This is a genomic window from Variovorax sp. VNK109, from assembly GCF_049445855.1.
In the GTDB taxonomy this organism is placed as follows: Bacteria; Pseudomonadota; Gammaproteobacteria; order Burkholderiales; family Burkholderiaceae_C; genus JAGOCV01.
Window position 1 is genome coordinate 240,402 of record NZ_JBMSDV010000003.1, and the last position, 17,920, is coordinate 258,321.

The window sequence follows — 17,920 nt, forward strand, 5'->3', positions numbered from 1 at the left end:
AGATGTAATTCCGCCCATTCTAGGGATGTGCCGCACAACGTGCAGGAACCATGGCCACCAGCAGCAGCTTCACCATCAGCGACCTGGCTCGCGAGTTCGACCTCACCACGCGGGCCATCCGCTTCTATGAGGACATGGGCCTGCTTTCGCCCAAGCGCGAAGGCCCGGGCGGCCGCAACCGCGTGTATTCGGCGCGCGACCGCACGCGCCTGAAGCTCACACTGCGCGCCAAGCGCCTGGGCCTGTCGCTCACAGAAGCGCGCGAGATCATCGACATGTACGACAGCCCGCGCGACACCGCGCCGCAACTGCGCAAGTTCCTGGACATCCTGGGCGCGCACCGCAAGCAGCTGGAAGAGCAGATGGGCGAGATCCAGGCCAACCTGGACGAAGTGCGCACGCATGAGAAGGAAGCGCGCGCATTGCTGGCGAAGTCGGACAAGAGCCGTTGAAGCCGGGGGACGCGTGGACGCAACGAACTTCAAGACCGCCGACGCCGCCTACGCCGACCGCGTGCGCGCCAGCTTCGCGCGCCAGGCGGCCATGGACACGCTCGGCGCATCGCTCGTGTCGGTGGAGCCCGGCGTCGTCTGCATCGAGCTCGACTGGGCGCAGAAGCTCACGCAGCAGCATGGCTTCCTGCATGCGGGCATGGTGGCGACCGTGCTCGACTCGGCCTGTGGCTACGCGGCCTTCACGCTGATGCCGGCCGACGCCGCAGTGCTCACCATCGAGTTCAAGATCAACCTGCTGGCGCCCGCGAAGGGCCAGCGCTTCCGCATGACGGGCACGGTGATCAAGCCGGGCCGGACGGTCACCGTATGCGAAGGTCGCGCCATCGCGCTGGACGACGGGCGCGAGAAGCTGGTCGCCACCATGGGCTGCACGCTCATGACGGTACAGGGCCGCGAAGGCATCCAGCACTGAGCACTCACACAAAGAGAAATTCCAAGGAGACACGCATGAACCTGCCGGGCCTCAACTACCAGCTGGGCGAAGACATCGACGCGCTGCGCGACGCCGTGCGCGCGTTTGCCGACGAGGAGATCGCGCCGCGCGCGGCCGAGATCGACCGCACCGACCAGTTTCCCATGGACCTGTGGCGCAAGATGGGCGACCTGGGCGTGCTCGGCATCACCGTGCCCGAGGAATACGGCGGTGCGAACATGGGCTACCTTGCGCACATGGTGGCCATGGAAGAAATTTCGCGTGCGAGTGCCTCCGTGGGCCTGTCGTACGGCGCGCACAGCAACCTGTGCGTGAACCAGATCAAGCGCAACGGCAATGAAGCGCAGAAAAAGAAATACCTGCCGGGCCTCATCAGCGGCGAGCACGTCGGCGCGCTCGCGATGAGCGAGCCCAATGCGGGCAGCGATGTGATCAGCATGAAGCTGAAGGCGGAAGACAAAGGCGGCTACTACCTGCTCAACGGCAGCAAGTTCTGGATCACCAACGGTCCCGACGCGGACACGCTGGTCGTTTATGCCAAGACCGAGCCCGAGCTCGGCGCGCGCGGCGTCACCGCCTTCCTGATCGAGAAGACGATGAAAGGCTTCTCCATCGCGCAGAAGCTCGACAAGCTGGGCATGCGCGGCAGCCACACGGGCGAACTCGTGTTCCAGAACGTCGAGGTGCCGGCGGAGAACATCCTGGGCCACCTGAACGGCGGCGCGAAGGTGCTCATGAGCGGGCTGGACTACGAGCGCGCCGTGCTCGCGGCCGGCCCCATCGGCATCATGCAGTCGGTCATGGACAACGTGATTCCCTACATCCACGACCGCAAGCAGTTCGGCCAGAGCATCGGCGAGTTCCAGCTCATCCAGGGCAAGGTGGCCGACATGTACACCGTGCTGCAGGCCGCGCGCGCCTACTGCTACACCGTGGGCAAGAACCTCGATTCGCTGGGCACCGACCACGTGCGCCAGGTGCGCAAGGACTGCGCGTCCGTCATCCTGTGGTGCGCCGAGAAGGCGACGTGGATGGCCGGCGAAGGCGTGCAGATTTTCGGCGGCAACGGCTACATCAACGAATACCCGCTGGGCCGCCTGTGGCGCGACGCCAAGCTCTACGAGATCGGCGCCGGCACCAGCGAAATCCGCCGCATGCTGATCGGGCGGGAACTGTTCGCAGAGACCATGTAAGACGACGGGCAACGCCCTTCGCGACGACAATCACACCATGACACCATCCATCAAAGAACTCTTCGTCCACAACCGCAACTGGGCCGCGCAGATGGAGCGCGATCGCCCGGGCTTCTTCACCGGCCTGGTGGCGCAGCAGACGCCCAAGTACATGTGGATCGGCTGCTCCGACAGCCGCGTGCCGGCCAACCAGATCACCGGGCTGGAGCCGGGCGAAGTGTTCGTGCACCGCAACGTGGCCAACATCGTCGTGCACTCGGACCTGAACGCGCTGTCGGCCATCCAGTTCGCGGTGGAGCACCTGAAGGTGGAAGACATCATGGTGGTGGGGCACTACGGCTGCGCGGGCGTGAAGGCCGCATTGGACGGCAAGCGCATTGGTCTCGCGGACAACTGGATCCGCCACATCCAGGATGTGCGTGACCGGCATCGCGCGTGGATCGACGCCGTGGCCGACGAGCAGCGTGCCGACATGCTGTGTGACTTCAACGTCATCGAACAGGTGGTGAACGTCGGCGTGAGCACGGTCATGCTCGACGCCTGGGCGCGTGGCCAGAAGGTCAACCTGCACGGCTGGGCCTTCGGCGTGCACGACGGGCTGCTGCAGGACCTGGGCATGAGCGTGTCCAGCCCTGAAGAGATGGATGCGAAATACCGCGCCGCGCTCGAACGCGTGGTGAAGAAGCGCAGCTGATCCCCATTCCTTTCCAACGATTCCCAGGAGATATTTCCATGTCCGATTCCATCGTCATCCTCGGCGCGGCGCGCACCCCCATGGGCGGCTTCCAGGGCGACTTCGCCTCGCTCTCGGCCAATGACCTCGGCGGCGCCGCCATCAAGGCCGCCATCGAACGCGCCGGCATCGCGCCCGAGAAAGTGGACGAAGTGCTGTTCGGCAACTGCCTGATGGCCGGCCAGGGCCAGGCGCCCGCGCGTCAGGCGGCATTCAAGGGCGGCCTGCCAGCGGCCACCGGCGCGGTCACGCTGTCCAAGATGTGCGGCTCGGGCATGGAAGCCGCGATGCTTGCGCACGACCAGCTCGTCGCGGGCAGTCGCGACGTGGTGGTCGCCGGCGGCATGGAGAGCATGACCAACGCACCGCACCTGCTGCCCAAGGGGCGCAGCGGCATCCGCATCGGCCATGACCGCATCTTCGATCACATGATGCTCGACGGCCTGGAGGACGCCTACGAACCCGGCCGCGCCATGGGCACCTTCGGCGAGCAGTGCGCCGACAAGTACAAGTTCTCGCGCGAGGCGCAGGACGCCTTCGCCACCGCCAGCGTGACGCGTGCCAAGGCCGCCACCGAATCCGGTGCGTTCAAGGAAGAGATCGTGCCGGTCACCGTCAAGGGCCGTGCGGGCGAGGTCGTCATCTCTGCCGACGAAGGCCCGGGCAAGATCAAGCTCGACAAGATTCCGCAACTCAAGCCCGCCTTCCGCAAGGACGGCACCATCACCGCGGCATCGAGCTCGTCGATCAACGACGGCGCCGCTGCACTGGTGCTGGCGCGCGAATCGACCGCGAAGTCGCTGGGTGCGAAACCCATCGCGCGCATCGTCGGCCACGCCACGTTCGCGCAGCAACCCGAGTGGTTCACCACCGCACCCGTGGGCGCAGTGAAGAAGCTGCTGGCCAAGACCGGCTGGAGCGTTGCCGACGTCGACCTGTGGGAAGTGAACGAAGCGTTCGCCGTCGTGCCGATGGCGCTGATGGAAGAGCTCAAGGTGTCGCACGACATCGTGAACGTGAACGGCGGTGCGTGCGCGTTGGGCCACCCCATCGGCGCATCGGGTGCACGCATCCTGGTGACGCTGATCCACGCGCTCAAGGCCAAGGGCAAGAAGAAGGGCATCGCGACGCTGTGCATCGGTGGCGGCGAAGGCACGGCCATGGCGATCGAACTCGTCTGATCCGGGCGACCCCATGCTGCTGACGCCCGATCAGGAAATGGTCCGCGACGCGGTGCGCGACTTCGCGCAGAAGGAACTCTGGCCCCACGCCGCTCGATGGGACCGTGACCACCACTTCCCGAAAGACGTGCACAAGGGGCTGGCCGCGCTGGGCGCGTACGGCATCTGCGTGCCGGAAGAGTTCGGCGGCGCCAACCTCGACTACCTCACGCTCGCCCTCGTGCTGGAAGAAATCGCCGCCGGCGACGGTGGCACCAGCACCGCGATCAGCGTGACCAACTGCCCGGTCAACGCCATCCTCATGCGCTACGGCAACGATGCGCAGAAGCAGAAGTGGCTCACGAGACTCGCACAAGGCGAACTGCTCGGCGCGTTCTGCCTGACCGAGCCGCACGTGGGCAGCGATGCGTCTGCGCTCAAGACCACGGCGCGGCGCGATGGCGACGGCTACGTGATCGACGGTGTGAAGCAGTTCATCACCAGCGGCAAGCACGGCGATGTGGCCATCGTCATCGCCGTCACCGACAAGGCAGCGGGCAAGAAAGGCATGAGCGCGTTCATCGTGCCGACCGACACGCCCGGCTACGTCGTCGCACGGCTCGAGGAAAAACTCGGCCAGCACAGCAGCGACACGGCGCAGATCAACTTCGACAACTGCCGCATTCCCGCAGAGAACCTGATCGGCGCGGAAGGCGAGGGCTACCGCATTGCACTTTCGGCGCTCGAAGGCGGACGCATCGGCATCGCAGCGCAGAGCGTCGGCATGGCGCGCAGCGCACTCGAGGTGGCGCTGGCATATGCAAAGGAGCGCGAGAGTTTCGGCACGGCCATCATCAACCACCAGGCCGTAGGCTTTCGCCTCGCCGACTGCGCGACAAAGCTCGAAGCTGCGCGCCAGCTCGTGTGGCACGCCGCGTCGTTGCGCGACGCCGGACGTCCGTGCCTGAAGGAAGCTGCGATGGCCAAGCTTTTCGCCAGCGAAGCAGCCGAGCAGATCTGCAGCGCCGCCATCCAGACGCTGGGCGGCTACGGCTACGTGAGCGACTTCCCGGTCGAGCGCATCTACCGCGACGTGCGCGTCTGCCAGATCTATGAAGGCACGTCGGACGTGCAGAAGATCATCATCCAGCGTGCGCTCTGAGTTCCGTGAGCGCCTCGTCCCTGTCCACCATCGCCGCCATCCGCGAACGGTTGCGCGCGCTCGGCGCGCGGCCAGGGCACGAGTTCCGCGTGCTGCGGCTGTGGTCGCAGGCCTTGCCGCAGGACAGCGGCAGCCGCAACATCGAGGACTTCCTGCCGCAGACCTTGCGGGAGGCATTGCCAGCGCTCACCGAAGAACTCGCCTCGCTGGCGAGACTGCGCTCCGAACACCCCGGTGAAGACGGCTCCGCGCGGCTGCTCGTCGATCTGACCGATGGGCAATCGGTGGAGAGCGTGCTGCTTGCGCCCGGTCGTATTCCCGGGCTTTGCGTATCGACACAAGTGGGTTGCGCGGTGGGCTGCGTGTTCTGCATGACGGGCCGCGAAGGTCTGCTGCGGCAACTCGGCAGCGCGGAGATCGTGGCGCAGGTGGCACTGGCCCGCAGCATGCGGCCCGTGCAGAAGGTCGTGTTCATGGGCATGGGCGAGCCCGCGCACAACCTCGACGCGGTGATGGAAGCCATCGAACTGCTTGGCACGGCTGGCAACATCGGCCACAAGAACCTGGTGTTGTCCACCGTGGGGGATGAGCGTGTCTTCGAGCGCTTGCCGCAAGGCCCGGTGAAGCCGGCGCTGGCGCTGTCACTGCATACCACGCGCGCAGACCTGCGCGCCGAACTGCTGCCGCGCGCGCCACGGCTCACCCCTGACGAGCTCGTCGAAGCCGGCGAGCGTTACGCGCGCAGCACCGGTTACCCCATCCAGTACCAGTGGACGCTGATCGACGGTGTGAACGACAGCGCCGAAGAAATCGCCGGCATCGTGCGTTTGCTGAAGGGCAAATATGCGGTGATGAACCTGATTCCCTACAACAGCGTGCCCGAGTTGTCGTTTCGACGTCCGTCGTGGGAACGTGCCGCGCAGATGGCGCGTGAACTGCATCGCGCGGGCGTGCTCACCAAGCTGCGCCAGTCGGCGGGGCAGGACGTGGACGGCGGCTGCGGCCAGTTGCGTGCGCGCACACAGCGCCGGGTCATCCCCATGCAGGCTGTGACCTGAGCAAACAAAAGGACAGAAATACCCATGGCTTCTTTCGACGCCGTTCTTTTCGACTGCGACGGCGTGCTCGTCGACAGCGAATCCATCACCAACGGCGTGCTGCGCGACATGCTGGAAGAACTCGGCTGGAAGCTGACGCCCGAGGAATGCATGCGGACCTTCGTCGGCAAGGCCGTGAAGGACGAGCGCGCCACCATCGAGGCGAAAACCGGCAAGCCGCTCACCGAAGAGTGGATGGTCGAATTCCGCGAGCGCCGCAATGAAGGCCTGATGCGTTCGTTGCTGCCGGTGCGCAATGCCATTGCAGCGGTGGCGCGCATCCACGAGATGCACGCGGGCCGCATCGCCTGTGCGTCTGGCGCGGACCGTTTCAAGGTGGAGATGCAGCTCGAGAAATGCGGCTTCATGCCCTACTTCAAGGGCCACATCTTCAGCGGGCACGAACTGCCGCGCTCCAAGCCATTTCCCGATGTGTACCTCGCCGCCGCTGCCGCGCTGGGCGTGGACCCGAAGCGCTGCGCGGTGATCGAAGACACGGTGACGGGCGCGACGGCCGGCGTTGCAGCCGGCTGCACGGTGTTCGGTTACAGCCCGGCCGAAGCCGGGCACGATGCGCCGGGTGCGTTGCGCGCAGCGGGCGCCACGCACATCTTCACCGACATGGCGGACCTGCCGGGCTTGCTGGGCTGAATCAGGTCTTCGGCGACGTCACCAGCGCCACGCCCTCGATCTCCAGCAGCATGCGCGGATCGGGCAACGAAGCCACCACGCAGGTGGTGCGCGCCGGGTAGGGCGCGGCGGGTCCGAAGGCCACGGCGTAGCGGCGGTTCATCTCGGCCACGTCTTCCTGCCGCGTGAGCAGCATGTTCACCTTGACCAGCGAACGCAGCGACGCGCCGCCCAGTTCCAGGACTTTTTTCATCGCGACGACGGCCTGGTCGAACTGCTTGCCGAAGTCGCCTTCGTCGATGCTGCCGTCGTCGTGATACCCGGGCGTGCCGGAAACGAACAGCAGGTCGCCCACGCGCGCAGCGGCGGAGAGCGGCGGCACCTTGAACGTGCCGGGCGAGGGAATGTGGTGGATGTCGGAGATGTCAGGCATGGCGTGTGCTTCCTTGTCGATAATCGGCCAGCCCGGTTGATATCACACCATGCACCATCACGCCACGCCCGCCCGCCACTTTCCGCACGCAGTCACCCGCGTCGTCGTGCTGGCGCTCACGCTGCTGCTGGCCGCCTGCTCCAGCGTGAAGCCGTGGATCAACCAGCCGCTTCCCGCCGACACCACGCTGCCCGAAATGCGCGTCGGCGCGGGGCTGGACAACCCGGAAGCAGCCGACCTCTCGATGCTGCTGGCCGTCACCATCTCGGGTGGCGGCGCGCGTGCCGCTGCGTTCGGCTATGGCGTGCTCGACGAACTGCGCCGCACGCAGGTGCAGTGGCGCGGTCATGAAATCTCGCTGCTCGACGAAATCGACGTGATCAGCGGCGTCTCGGGTGGCAGCATCGTGTCGGCCTATTACGCAGCGTTTGGCAAGGACACCTTTCCTGCTTTCGAGAACGAATTCCTGCGGCAGGACTTCCAGGACTCACTCATCAGCAACATGTTCAGGCCGGGCAGCCTGCATGACCTCAGTTCGCCGTGGTTCGGCCGCACGCACCTGCTTGCACGGCGACTCGACGAACTCTACAAAGGCCTGACCTACGGCGACCTCGCCAACCGGCCGGGCCAGCCGCGCCTGCTCATCTCGGCGACGGACCTGTCGCTCGGTTCGAGCTTCGAATTCAGCTGGGACCAGTTCGAACTGATCTGCTCGGACCTCGCGAGCGTGCCGCTCTCGTTCGCCGTTGCTTCGTCGTCGGCCGTGCCCATTGCGCTCAGTCCCACGACGCTTCGGAACTACAGCGCCGACTGCCAGCGTCCATCGGTGGACGTGCGCGCCGCCACCAGCGCCACCGACTACCGCGTGCGCCTGCTGCGCTCCAGCCAGCGCAGTTATCTCGACGCGAAGGAGCGGCCTTACATCCATCTCGTCGACGGAGGCCTCGCGGACAACCTCGGCCTGCGTGCATTGCTCGACCGTTCGCTGGCTGGCGGCGGCATCCGCAGCAGCGTGCGCAGCCTGCCCGCCGGCGTCATCCGCAAGCTCGTCATCGTCGCGGTGAATGCCGAGCGTGACCCGGCCGAGCGCATCGACGCGCAGGACACCGTGCCCAGCACCTTCCAGGTGTTCGACGCGCTGATGTTCGGCGCCGGCGCGCGCGCCACGCAGGAGACGCTGGAGCTGCTCACCGACACCGCGCAGGGCTGGCGGCGTGAACTCGCGCGCCGCGCGGGCGACGGCAACGACGCGTTCGCGCCCGACGCGCAGATCCACGTGATCACCGTCAACCTGCGCGATGCGCCCGAGCTTCTGCAGCGTGCGTCGCTGCTGCAGGTGCCCACGGCGTTCTCGATCCCGCGTGCGGATGTGGGCCGGCTCATTGAGGCGGGGCGCCACATCCTGCGTGAATCGCCGGAGTTCAAGGCGCTGGTGCAGTCGTTTCCTTCGCGTTTTCCCTAGGCGTTTCCGCTAGGAGGCGCGCACCCCGTCCGCCAATAAAATGTGTACACATCAAAAGGCGGATGGAGACAAGTGTTTTGAGCGCCAATGAAGATACGGTTGCGGCGTTGTACCGCACCATGGTCCGGATCCGGGCCTTCGAGAACGCGGCCGAGGCCGCAAGCCAGGGTGGGGTGAGCGCGTACGGCAAGGCCGCTGACGGCACCGCGCAAGTGCGCGGACCCCTTCATCTTTCCACCGGGCAGGAAGCCGTTCCCGCAGGCGTGTGCGCGCACCTGCGTGCCGACGACTACCTCACCTCCACGCATCGCGGCCACGGCCACACGCTGGCCAAGGGTGCGGACCTGTCCCGCATGATGGCCGAGCTGTTCGGCAAGGCCACCGGTTTCAACGGCGGCAAGGGCGGCTCCATGCACATCGCCGACTTCACCGTCGGCATGCTCGGTGCCAATGGCGTCGTCGCGGCCGGCCTGCCCATCGCGGTGGGCGCGGCGCATGCGCAGAAGCTGCAGCAGCGCGATGCCATCACCGTCTGCTTCTTCGGTGACGGTGCCATCAACCGCGGCCCCTTCCTCGAGTCGCTCAACTGGGCGCAGGTGTATGGCCTGCCCGTGCTCTTCGTCTGCGAAGACAACCGCTGGAGCGCGACGACCGCCAGCGGCCCGATGACGGCAGGCGAGGGCGCATCGGCGCGCGCGCGCAGCCTCGCCATTCCTTCGGTACAGGTGGACGGCAACGATGTGCTCGCCGTGCATGCCGCCGCCGCGAAACTCGTGAGCGAGGTGCGCGCCGGCAGCGGCCCGCGCCTGCTGCATGCCATCACCTACCGCGTGAAGGGCCACGTCTCGGTGGACCCGGCCGCGTACCGCAACCCCGAAGAACTGCAGGCCGCGCTGAAGACGGACCCGATTGCCCGCGCGCGCCAGGCCTATGCCGCGCTGCCCGGAGCCGACATGACGAGGCTCGACGCCATCGAGCGCGAGGCTGCTGACGAAGTGCAGGCTGCGCTGGCTGCCGCCGCCGCCGCGCCGTGGCCCGACGCCGCAGCCGCGTACACCGACATCCAGACCACGGGAGCAGGTCAATGGGTGTGACGAAAACCGTGATGAGCTATGCCGAAGCCGCCGCACTCGCCGTGGCGCGCGAGATGGAATCCGACCCCAACGTCGTCGTCACCGGCGAAGACGTGGGCCGGGGCGGCATCTTCGGCCAGTACAAGGGCCTGCAGGCGCGCTTCGGCGCGCAGCGCGTGATCGACACGCCCATCAGCGAAGCCGCCATCCTCGGTGCGGGTGTGGGCATGGCGCTCGCGGGCCTGCGCCCGGTGGTCGAGATGCGCGTGGTCGACTTCGCACTCTGCGGCATGGACGAGATCGTCAACCAGGCCGCCAAGAACCGCTTCATGTTCGGCGGCCAGGGCCGCGTGCCGATGGTGGTGCGCATGCCCATCGGCATCTGGGACTCGTCGGCCGCTCAGCACTCGCAGTCGTTCGAAAGCTGGTTCGCGCACCTGCCGGGCGTCGTGGTGGTCTGCCCCGCCACACCGCAGGACAACTATTCCATGCTGCGCGCCGCGCTCGCCAGCGGCGACCCGGTCGTTTACATGGAGCACAAGACGCTCTGGGGCACGCAGGGCGAGGTAGACGAATCGCTGCAAGTCACGCTCGGCAAGGCACGCACCGTGCGCAGCGGCAACCATCTGACGATGGTCAGCTGGAGCCGCCAGGTGCAGGTGGCCGCGCAGGCCTGCGAGCAACTGGCGAACGAAGGCATCGAGGTCGACCTGATCGACCTGCGCAGCATCTGGCCGTGGGACCGTGAGGCGGTGCTCGCGTCGTGCCGCCGCACCGGCCACCTGCTGGTGACACACGAGGCCGTGCAACCCGCCGGCTTCGGTGCCGAGATCGCCGCCACCGCAGCAGAAGCGACCGGCTGCCGCGTGAAGCGTCTGGGCGCCCCGCGCATTCCCGTCGGCTATGCGCCCGTGCTGGAAGCCGAGTCGCGCGTGTCGGCGCAGCAGATTGCGGACATTGCACGCGCGATGGTGCGCGGCAAGGTCACCACGCCCGCGTGAGCGACGCCTGAAAATTTTCACCTCCAAAAAACATTACAACGAGCTTCGAGTTTTCCCATGTCCCAACCCCACAACCAAGCGCCGGCGCCTGCGGAAATCCCGCAAGGTGTGCCCGGTGAACTGCCCGGCGACGAGCAGGACGAGACCACCATCGTCCCTCTCAAGATCGAGGACTGGCTCACCGTCATCGTCATGGGCCTGCTCGCGCTCATCACCTTCGCCAATGTGCTCGTGCGTTACTTCACCAGCCAGTCGTTCGCGTGGACCGAAGAGTTCTCGATCTTCCTGATGATCGTGCTCGCGCTCGTCGCGGGCTCGGCCTCGGTCGCGCGCAACCGGCAGATCCGCATCGAATACTTCGCCGACAACGGCCCTGAGTGGCGGCAGAAGCTGCTCGCGCAATTCGGTGCGCTCATGGTGTTCCTGCTCTTCGCGCTGATCGCCGTGCTGAGCGTACGCACGGTGTACGACGACATCCGCTTCGGCGAAACGTCGCCCGGCATCGGCGTGCCGCAATGGTGGTACACGATCTGGCTGCCGGTGCTGTCGGTCGCCATCGCGCTGCGCGCACTCGGGCTCATGATCCGCCGTGGCCGCAAGGACGACAGCGGTGCAGACGACGGAGCCGCGCAATGATCGCCACGCTGCTCTTCGTCGCTTTCCTTGCGCTGCTCTTCCTGGGGGTGCCCATCGGTGCGGCACTGGGCCTGGCCGGTGCGGTCTGCATCGCGCTCGCCAACCCGGACGTGCAGTGGTTCGGCCTGCTCGCCGTGCCGCAGAACTTCTACGCAGGGCTCGGCAAATACCCGCTGCTCGCCATCCCGATGTTCGTGCTGGTCGGCTCGATCTTCGACCGGTCGGGCGTCGCGTTGCGGCTCGTCAACTTCGCCATCTCCATCGTGGGGCGTGGGTCGGGCATGCTGCCACTGGTGGCGATCGCGGTGGCCATGTTCCTCGGCGGCATCTCCGGCTCGGGGCCGGCCAACGCGGCCGCCGTGGGCGGTGTGATGATCGCCGCGATGAGCCGCGCGGGCTATCCGCCGGCGTACTCGGCCAGCGTGGTCGGCGCTGCCGCTGCGACGGACATCCTCATCCCGCCATCGATCGCGTTCATCGTCTATTCGGTGCTCGTGCCCGGTGCGTCGGTGCCGGCGCTGTTCGCGGCCGGCATGGTGCCCGGCGTGCTGGCCGGCCTCGCGCTCATGATTCCTGCCGTGTGGATGGCGCGCAAACACAAGATGGGCGCTCTCGAAGCCACGCTGCCCCGCCCGCCGTTCTGGAAGAGCCTGCGCGAAGCGACCTGGGGCCTGTTCGCGCCAGTGCTCATCCTGGGCGGCATGCGCGCCGGCTGGTTCACGCCAACCGAGGCGGCTGTCGTCGCCGTGTTCTACGGCCTTTTCGTGGGCATGGCGATCCACCGGACCATCAAGGTGCGCGACCTGTTCGTCATCCTGCGCGAGTCGGGCGAGCTGTCGGCCGTCATCCTGCTGGTGGTGTCGCTCGCGGGCATCTTCGCGTATTCGCTGTCCACGCTCGGCGTGATCGACCCCGTGACAAAAGCCATCGTCAATTCGGGCCTCGGCGAATACGGCGTGCTCGCGCTGCTCATCCTGCTGCTGGTGACGGTGGGCATGTTCCTCGATGGCGTGTCGATCTTCCTGATCTTCGTGCCCATCCTGCTGCCCATCATGCGCCACTACAACTGGGACCCGGTGTGGTTCGGCGTCATCCTGACGCTCAAGGTGGCGCTGGGCCAGTTCACACCGCCGCTGGCCGTGAACCTCATGGTGTCGTGCCGCATCGCCAGGGTGCCGATGGAGTCCACCATCCGCTGGGTGGGGTGGATGCTGTTTTCCATGGCCATCGTCATGGTGCTGGTCATCGCATTCCCCCAACTCGCGCTCTGGTTGCCGCGCGCGCTGGGCTATTGATTTTTCAACGAGGCAGTTCTTTTTTTCACACGTACAAGGAGACAAAGCAAATGAAACTTCGCCGCACAATCCTCGGCCTGGCGCTCGCCGCCACGGCACTCGGCTTCGGCACCGGCGCCATCGCCCAGGGCAACTACAAGGCCGAATACAAGGTCTCGCTGGTGCTGGGCCCGCCCACTCCGTGGGGCATGGCCGGCCAGATCTGGATGGACCTGGTGAAGGAGCGCACCCAGGGCCGCATCAACATGAAGCTGTACCCGGGCACTTCGCTCGTGCAGGGCGACCAGACGCGCGAATTCAGCGCGCTGCGCCAGGGCGTCATCGACATGGCCGTCGGCTCCACCATCAACTGGTCGCCGCAGATCAAGGAACTCAACCTGTTCTCGCTGCCCTTCCTGATGCCCGACTACGCTGCCATCGACGCGCTGACGCAAGGCGACGTGGGCAAGAAGATCTTCGAGACCGTGGACCGCGCAGGCGCCGTGCCGCTGGCCTGGGGCGAGAACGGCTTCCGTGAACTCACCAACAGCAAGAAGGCCATCAAGACCCCCGAAGACCTCAAGGGCATGAAGATCCGCGTGGTCGGTTCGCCGCTGTTCTCCGACACCTTCAACGCGCTGGGTGCCAACCCCACGCAGATGAGCTGGGCCGACGCGCAACCCGCGCTCTCCAGCGGCGCTGTGGACGGGCAAGAGAACCCGCTGTTCCTCTTCACCGTGCTGAAGATGCACACCGTGGGCCAGAAGTTCGTCACCACCTGGGGCTACGTGGCCGACCCGCTGATCTTCGTGGTCAACAAGGACGTGTGGAACTCGTGGTCCAAGGCCGACCAGGACATCGTGCGCCAGGCCGCCATCGACGCCGGCAAGCAGGAAATCGCCATCGCGCGCAAGGGCCTGACCGAAGCCGACAAGCCCGTGCTGAAAGAAATCGCCGGCATGGGCGTGACTGTGACCAACCTGTCCGCTTCCGAGCGCGACACCTTCGTCAAGGCCACCCGCCCGGTGTACGACAAGTGGAAGGCCACCATCGGCGCCGACCTGGTGAATGCGGCCGAGAAGGCGATTGCCGAGCGCAAGAAATGAGCAACTGAAGAACGCACCGCAACTGCGATTGCCATTATGGAAAGGGCCTCCTCCGGGAGGCCTTTTTTTTGGGCGCGGTTGCATTGCCTTGCATTCGCCACTCACCTGAAGCGCCGATAATCATGAGCACTTTGGTTTTCAGGAGAAGGCACTGTGCTTATCAAAACAGCAGACGACAGAACCCGGCGAATTGGGCTGCTCGAAAACCTGCAGGGCTCGCCACTTCTGGCCGACTGGCAGAAGAACAAGCTGAAGGATGAGCTTTTCGCTCTGCGTATGGGCGTCGCCGGTGAGCGGGACGCAGCGCATTACATTGACACTTACTACCGAGACGGCGAGAACCATGCAGTCATCCACGACTTGCGGCTTTCCATGGATGGTGAAGTAGCGCAAATCGATCACTTGCTGATCAGCCGAGGGCTCAACTTCTATCTGCTCGAAACGAAGAACTTCTCGGGCAGCATCACCATATCGGACGCGGGTGAGTTCTCTGTCACCTACCCGAACCGCAGGACCTACGGCATTCCCTCTCCCATTGAGCAAAGCAGGCGGCATGCTGTAGTTCTTGAGAAAGTACTCGATCAACTTGGTATCCAGGGCCGACTCGGTGTGCCGCGTCAGATCCGTCATGTCGTCCTCGTCGACCCCAAGGCGACCATCAAGCGACCCTCACCGAAGGTCCTTGATACCAGCATGGTGATCAAGGCGGACCAGTTCCGCAGCTGGCATACGGAGTGGGTGGAGAAGGAGGCTGGCGTTGCAGAACTCTTCGGCTCCATGATCAATCTGCGATCGAGCAGCACCCTGAGAGAGATGGCCGAGAAGATCGCGCGGCAACACCGGCCTGTTGACCCTCTCAGTCTTCCTGCATATCTGAAGCCCAAAACGGCTCCGCCGTCCAGTGCGCCGCCTGTTCCCGCGCCCCCAGATGTTGCAAGGGCATCTCCAATCGAGACGCGAACTCCACCCAGCGTTGTGGAAGGCGAGAAAAAGAAGCGGCTGGTGTGCGAAAAGTGCGGCGAAAAAATTTCCAGAGCTGAAGGACTCTTCTGTTGGAGCAAACCTCAACGCTTTGGTGGAGTGCAGTACTGCAGGACGCACCAGTCGGACTTCCAGTAGTTGCTTTCTCTCCGGGGTCAGGGTAATTGCCTAGATCCACCACCCAGGCGTGGGCCTAACATGCATCAATCACTCACATGTTAGTGAACTGACCGGCGGCCCCGATGCCGCTGGCAACATCAAAGGAGACAAGGCATGAAATTCTTCCGTCTGGTGACTGCGGCGCTCGTGTCCGCTGCCGCTTTCACTGCGCATGCGCAGGACAACTATCCGAACAAGCCCGTGCGCATCGTCATTCCCTACGCGGCCGGTGGCGGTGTGGACGCGGCGGCGCGCCTCGTGGCGCAATCGCTCGGTACGGCGATGGGGCAGAGCTTCATCGTCGAGGCCAAGCCCGGCGGCAACACGGTGATCGGTGCCGAAATGGTGGCGCGCGCTGCGCCGGACGGCTACACGCTGCTGCTCACTGGTGGCTCCACCATGACGCTGCTGCCGCTCACGCAGGCAAAGCTGCCCTTCGACCCGCTGAATGACTTCGCGCCGGTCGGCCTGGTGTCGCGCCTGCCGTTCTTCCTCACCGTCTCGGCCACGCAGCCGTACAAGACGGCGAAGGAGCTGTTCTCCGACCCGAAGGTGAAGGACGGTTCTCTGGCCTACGCGAGCAACGGCGTCGGGTCGATGGCGCACGTCGGCACCGAGATGCTGGTGCAGAGCGCCGGCGCGAAGATGATCCACGTGCCCTACAACGGCTTCGTGCCCGGCATTGCCGATCTGGTGACCGGCCGCGTGATCATGGTGATGGCCGATCTCGCGCCGCTCAACGCGCAGATCAAGGACGGCAAACTGCGTCCGCTGGCCGTCGCTTCCGAGAAGCGCTCGCCCTTCATGCCCGATGTGCCCACGCTCGCTGAAGCCGGCTACCCCGGCACCGAATACGAAGTGTGGCTCGCGCTCTATGCACCGGCGAAGACGCCGCGCGCCGTGCTCGACAAGCTCTCGGCCGAGCTGAACAAGGTGCTCTCCAACCCCGCCGCACGCGACGCGTTCGCCAAGCTGGGCCACGACAGCGAATACGCCAGCCCCGACGTGATCCGCAAGCGCATCCAGACCGAGCAGAAGGCGTTCGCACCGGCCGTGCGCGCGGCCGGGCTCGCCGCACCAACCAACTGACACATCCGCAAGGACATCGCTTACCTCATGGATCTCCAGTCATCCACCGGCGCCACCGCGACATCCGCATCACGCAGCGCATCGCACCACCTGCTGCAGGCGCTGCTCGACCACGGCATCGAATACCTGTTCTGCAACCTCGGCACCGATCACGCGCCGATCATCGAAGAGATGGCGCGCTGGCGTGAGGAGGGCAGGCCGCTGCCGAAGGTGGTGCTGTGCCCGCACGAGAACACCGCGCTGCACATGGCCGGCGGCTACGCCATTGCCACCGGGCGCGGGCAGGCGGCACTGGTGCATGTGGACGCCGGCACGGCCAACTCGGCCATGGCCATGCACAACCTGTTCCGCGCGCGCGTGCCCATCCTGCTGATGGCGGGCCGCGCGCCCGCCACCACCTTCAACGGCGTGGACGGCGGACGCGACACGTATGTGCATTTCGTGCAGGAGCCGTTCGACCAGGCCAGCGTCGTGCGCCCCTACGTGAAGTGGGAATACACGTTGCCGTGGCCGTCGATGGCCGAAGAGGTGATCGCGCGCGCGCACTCGGTCATGCAGAGCGACCCGCCCGGTCCGGTGTACCTGATGCTGCCGCGCGAAGTGCTGGCCGCACCGTGTCCGCCGGAAGAGCTGCATCCATTCCCCGCTGCGTGCCACCTGCCGGTGAAAGCCTGCGGCACGCAGCCCAAGCTGATCCGCCAGATCGCCGAGAAGCTCGTGGCCAGCGAAGACCCGCTGCTCGTCACGGCCTACGCCGGCCGCAACCACCGCACGCCTGCGCTGGTCGAAGAACTGGCGCTGCTCACGGGCATGCGCGTGTGCGAGTTCAACAGCGTGTACACGAACATCCGCCGCGACAGCCCCTGCTTCGGCGGCTACCTGCCCGGCCCGTTCGCGGAAAAAGCCGACGTGGGACTCATGGTCGACGTCGACGTGCCCTGGGTTCCCAAGACTACGCGCGTGAACCCCAAGGCCTGGTGGGCACAGATGGACCTCGATGCCATCAAGCGCGACATGCCGATGTGGGGATTCGCCACCAACGCGCGCATCGAGGGCGACAGCGAACTGCTGCTCGCGCAACTCATCAGTGCGGTGAAGGCCATCGCCACGCCCGAGTTCCATGCGCGCGCCGCCGCGCGGATGAAGAAACTCGAAGCGGCTCATGCAGAGCGCCAGCAGAAGATCGAAGCGGCCGCCAGCGCACCGGGCGAGGTGGGCGCAATCAACCCCGCATACCTGTGCGCTGCCGTGCACCGCGCGCTGGCCGACCACGACGTCGTGCTCAACGAAGGCATCCGCAACACCAATACCGTGTTCGAGCAGGTGCCGCGCAACGAACCCGGCACGCTGGTGGGCCTGCCAGGCGGCGGCCTCGGCTTCTCTGCGGGCACCGCGCTGGGCGTCAAGCTCGCACGGCCTTCGAGCCGCGTGGTGCATTTCGTCGGCGACGGCACGTTCTATTTCAGCAACCCCACGTCCACCTACGCGGTCGCTCGCGAATACGACGTGCCGATCTTCACCGTCGTGCTCGACAACACCGGCTGGGCCGCGGTGAAGGAATCCACGCTGCGCATGTACCCGAAGGGCCGTGCCTTCATCACCAGCGAATACGCGTCGCTGCTGCCCAAGGACATGGACTTCGCGGGAGTGGCAGAAGCCGCCGGCGCGCATGGCGAACGCCTCACGGACCCAGCGAACGTCGACGCCGCCATCGCCCGGTGCCTGAAGGCGCTGGACGAAGGGCGCAGCGCACTGCTGCACGCCCGCATCGCACCCCTCTGAC

The 17,920-nt window shown here is 65.9% G+C and carries 18 protein-coding genes; 17 read left to right on the forward strand and 1 reads right to left on the reverse strand.

What is annotated here, in order from left to right; genetic code table 11:
* The first annotated feature begins 50 nt into the window (after positions 1-50).
* From ACO2Q9_RS12215 to ACO2Q9_RS12250, 8 genes are all read left to right on the forward strand, one after another.
* Positions 51-452, forward strand: coding sequence for a MerR family transcriptional regulator (locus ACO2Q9_RS12215; RefSeq protein WP_423311686.1), 402 nt, complete (start codon positions 51-53; stop codon positions 450-452).
* 91 nt (positions 453-543) lie between these two features.
* The gene (locus tag ACO2Q9_RS12220) at positions 544-927 is read left to right on the forward strand and encodes a PaaI family thioesterase (RefSeq protein WP_423312474.1); all 384 of its coding nucleotides are present in this window, start codon (positions 544-546) and stop codon (positions 925-927) included.
* A 35-nt stretch (positions 928-962) separates the two neighbouring features.
* A complete protein-coding gene (locus ACO2Q9_RS12225) occupies positions 963-2,141 on the forward strand; it encodes an isovaleryl-CoA dehydrogenase (RefSeq protein WP_423311688.1) in 1,179 nt (392 codons plus the stop codon).
* A gap of 37 nt (positions 2,142-2,178) precedes the next feature.
* On the forward strand, positions 2,179-2,835 hold the full coding sequence (gene can / locus ACO2Q9_RS12230; protein ID WP_423311690.1) for a carbonate dehydratase: 657 nt from the start codon (positions 2,179-2,181) through the stop codon (positions 2,833-2,835).
* Positions 2,836-2,873: 38 nt separating this feature from the next.
* Complete coding sequence (locus tag ACO2Q9_RS12235) at positions 2,874-4,055, forward strand: acetyl-CoA C-acyltransferase (RefSeq protein ID WP_423311692.1); 1,182 nt, start codon at positions 2,874-2,876, stop codon at positions 4,053-4,055.
* A gap of 13 nt (positions 4,056-4,068) precedes the next feature.
* Positions 4,069-5,196: an acyl-CoA dehydrogenase family protein gene (locus ACO2Q9_RS12240; protein WP_423311694.1), complete on the forward strand. Its 1,128-nt coding sequence runs from the start codon at positions 4,069-4,071 to the stop codon at positions 5,194-5,196.
* Positions 5,197-5,201: 5 nt separating this feature from the next.
* Positions 5,202-6,254, forward strand: coding sequence for an RNA methyltransferase (locus ACO2Q9_RS12245; RefSeq protein WP_423311696.1), 1,053 nt, complete (start codon positions 5,202-5,204; stop codon positions 6,252-6,254).
* 24 nt (positions 6,255-6,278) lie between these two features.
* A complete protein-coding gene (locus ACO2Q9_RS12250) occupies positions 6,279-6,944 on the forward strand; it encodes an HAD family hydrolase (RefSeq protein ID WP_423311698.1) in 666 nt (221 codons plus the stop codon).
* 1 nt (position 6,945) lies between these two features.
* Here the strand turns inward: ACO2Q9_RS12250 and ACO2Q9_RS12255 are convergent, their stop codons facing one another.
* On the reverse strand, positions 6,946-7,356 hold the full coding sequence (locus tag ACO2Q9_RS12255; RefSeq protein ID WP_423311700.1) for a RidA family protein: 411 nt from the start codon (positions 7,354-7,356) through the stop codon (positions 6,946-6,948).
* A gap of 49 nt (positions 7,357-7,405) precedes the next feature.
* On the opposite strand from ACO2Q9_RS12255, the gene ACO2Q9_RS12260 reads away from it, so the two are divergent.
* From ACO2Q9_RS12260 to ACO2Q9_RS12300, 9 genes are all read left to right on the forward strand, one after another.
* Complete coding sequence (locus tag ACO2Q9_RS12260) at positions 7,406-8,818, forward strand: patatin-like phospholipase family protein (RefSeq protein WP_423311702.1); 1,413 nt, start codon at positions 7,406-7,408, stop codon at positions 8,816-8,818.
* A 119-nt stretch (positions 8,819-8,937) separates the two neighbouring features.
* Entirely contained in the window at positions 8,938-9,912 is a 975-nt protein-coding gene (locus ACO2Q9_RS12265) for a thiamine pyrophosphate-dependent dehydrogenase E1 component subunit alpha (protein WP_423312475.1), read from the forward strand.
* Positions 9,903-10,892 carry an alpha-ketoacid dehydrogenase subunit beta gene (locus ACO2Q9_RS12270; protein ID WP_423311704.1) on the forward strand — a complete coding sequence of 330 codons (990 nt, stop codon included), beginning with the start codon at positions 9,903-9,905 and terminating at the stop codon, positions 10,890-10,892. Before ACO2Q9_RS12265 ends, ACO2Q9_RS12270 begins: the two co-directional genes overlap by 10 nt.
* Before the next feature lie 57 nt (positions 10,893-10,949).
* Entirely contained in the window at positions 10,950-11,528 is a 579-nt protein-coding gene (locus ACO2Q9_RS12275) for a TRAP transporter small permease (RefSeq protein WP_423311706.1), read from the forward strand.
* Positions 11,525-12,823: a TRAP transporter large permease gene (locus ACO2Q9_RS12280; protein ID WP_423311708.1), complete on the forward strand. Its 1,299-nt coding sequence runs from the start codon at positions 11,525-11,527 to the stop codon at positions 12,821-12,823. The genes ACO2Q9_RS12275 and ACO2Q9_RS12280 overlap by 4 nt, the downstream gene beginning before the upstream one ends.
* A gap of 50 nt (positions 12,824-12,873) precedes the next feature.
* On the forward strand, positions 12,874-13,908 hold the full coding sequence (locus ACO2Q9_RS12285) for a DctP family TRAP transporter solute-binding subunit (RefSeq protein ID WP_423311710.1): 1,035 nt from the start codon (positions 12,874-12,876) through the stop codon (positions 13,906-13,908).
* 153 nt (positions 13,909-14,061) lie between these two features.
* Complete coding sequence (locus ACO2Q9_RS12290) at positions 14,062-15,027, forward strand: nuclease-related domain-containing protein (protein WP_423311712.1); 966 nt, start codon at positions 14,062-14,064, stop codon at positions 15,025-15,027.
* Positions 15,028-15,162: 135 nt separating this feature from the next.
* The gene (locus tag ACO2Q9_RS12295; protein WP_423311714.1) at positions 15,163-16,137 is read left to right on the forward strand and encodes a Bug family tripartite tricarboxylate transporter substrate binding protein; all 975 of its coding nucleotides are present in this window, start codon (positions 15,163-15,165) and stop codon (positions 16,135-16,137) included.
* Between the two features lie 27 nt (positions 16,138-16,164).
* A complete protein-coding gene (locus ACO2Q9_RS12300) occupies positions 16,165-17,919 on the forward strand; it encodes a thiamine pyrophosphate-requiring protein (protein WP_423311716.1) in 1,755 nt (584 codons plus the stop codon).
* The last annotated feature ends 1 nt before the right edge of the window (position 17,920 follow it).

Bases quoted from the DNA above. Each gene is read 5' to 3' on its own strand.
- ACO2Q9_RS12240 (WP_423311694.1), top strand. From the start codon at position 4,069: ATGCTGCTGACGCCCGATCAGGAAATGGTCCGCGACGCGGTGCGCGAC.
- ACO2Q9_RS12280 (WP_423311708.1), top strand. From the start codon at position 11,525: ATGATCGCCACGCTGCTCTTCGTCGCTTTCCTTGCGCTGCTCTTCCTG.
- ACO2Q9_RS12215 (WP_423311686.1), top strand. From the start codon at position 51: ATGGCCACCAGCAGCAGCTTCACCATCAGCGACCTGGCTCGCGAGTTC.
- ACO2Q9_RS12255 (WP_423311700.1), bottom strand. From the start codon at position 7,356: ATGCCTGACATCTCCGACATCCACCACATTCCCTCGCCCGGCACGTTC.
- ACO2Q9_RS12265 (WP_423312475.1), top strand. From the start codon at position 8,938: ATGGTCCGGATCCGGGCCTTCGAGAACGCGGCCGAGGCCGCAAGCCAG.
- ACO2Q9_RS12225 (WP_423311688.1), top strand. From the start codon at position 963: ATGAACCTGCCGGGCCTCAACTACCAGCTGGGCGAAGACATCGACGCG.
- ACO2Q9_RS12285 (WP_423311710.1), top strand. From the start codon at position 12,874: ATGAAACTTCGCCGCACAATCCTCGGCCTGGCGCTCGCCGCCACGGCA.
- ACO2Q9_RS12220 (WP_423312474.1), top strand. From the start codon at position 544: ATGGACACGCTCGGCGCATCGCTCGTGTCGGTGGAGCCCGGCGTCGTC.
- can (WP_423311690.1), top strand. From the start codon at position 2,179: ATGACACCATCCATCAAAGAACTCTTCGTCCACAACCGCAACTGGGCC.
- ACO2Q9_RS12275 (WP_423311706.1), top strand. From the start codon at position 10,950: ATGTCCCAACCCCACAACCAAGCGCCGGCGCCTGCGGAAATCCCGCAA.
- ACO2Q9_RS12235 (WP_423311692.1), top strand. From the start codon at position 2,874: ATGTCCGATTCCATCGTCATCCTCGGCGCGGCGCGCACCCCCATGGGC.
- ACO2Q9_RS12300 (WP_423311716.1), top strand. From the start codon at position 16,165: ATGGATCTCCAGTCATCCACCGGCGCCACCGCGACATCCGCATCACGC.
- ACO2Q9_RS12270 (WP_423311704.1), top strand. From the start codon at position 9,903: ATGGGTGTGACGAAAACCGTGATGAGCTATGCCGAAGCCGCCGCACTC.
- ACO2Q9_RS12295 (WP_423311714.1), top strand. From the start codon at position 15,163: ATGAAATTCTTCCGTCTGGTGACTGCGGCGCTCGTGTCCGCTGCCGCT.
- ACO2Q9_RS12260 (WP_423311702.1), top strand. From the start codon at position 7,406: ATGCACCATCACGCCACGCCCGCCCGCCACTTTCCGCACGCAGTCACC.
- ACO2Q9_RS12250 (WP_423311698.1), top strand. From the start codon at position 6,279: ATGGCTTCTTTCGACGCCGTTCTTTTCGACTGCGACGGCGTGCTCGTC.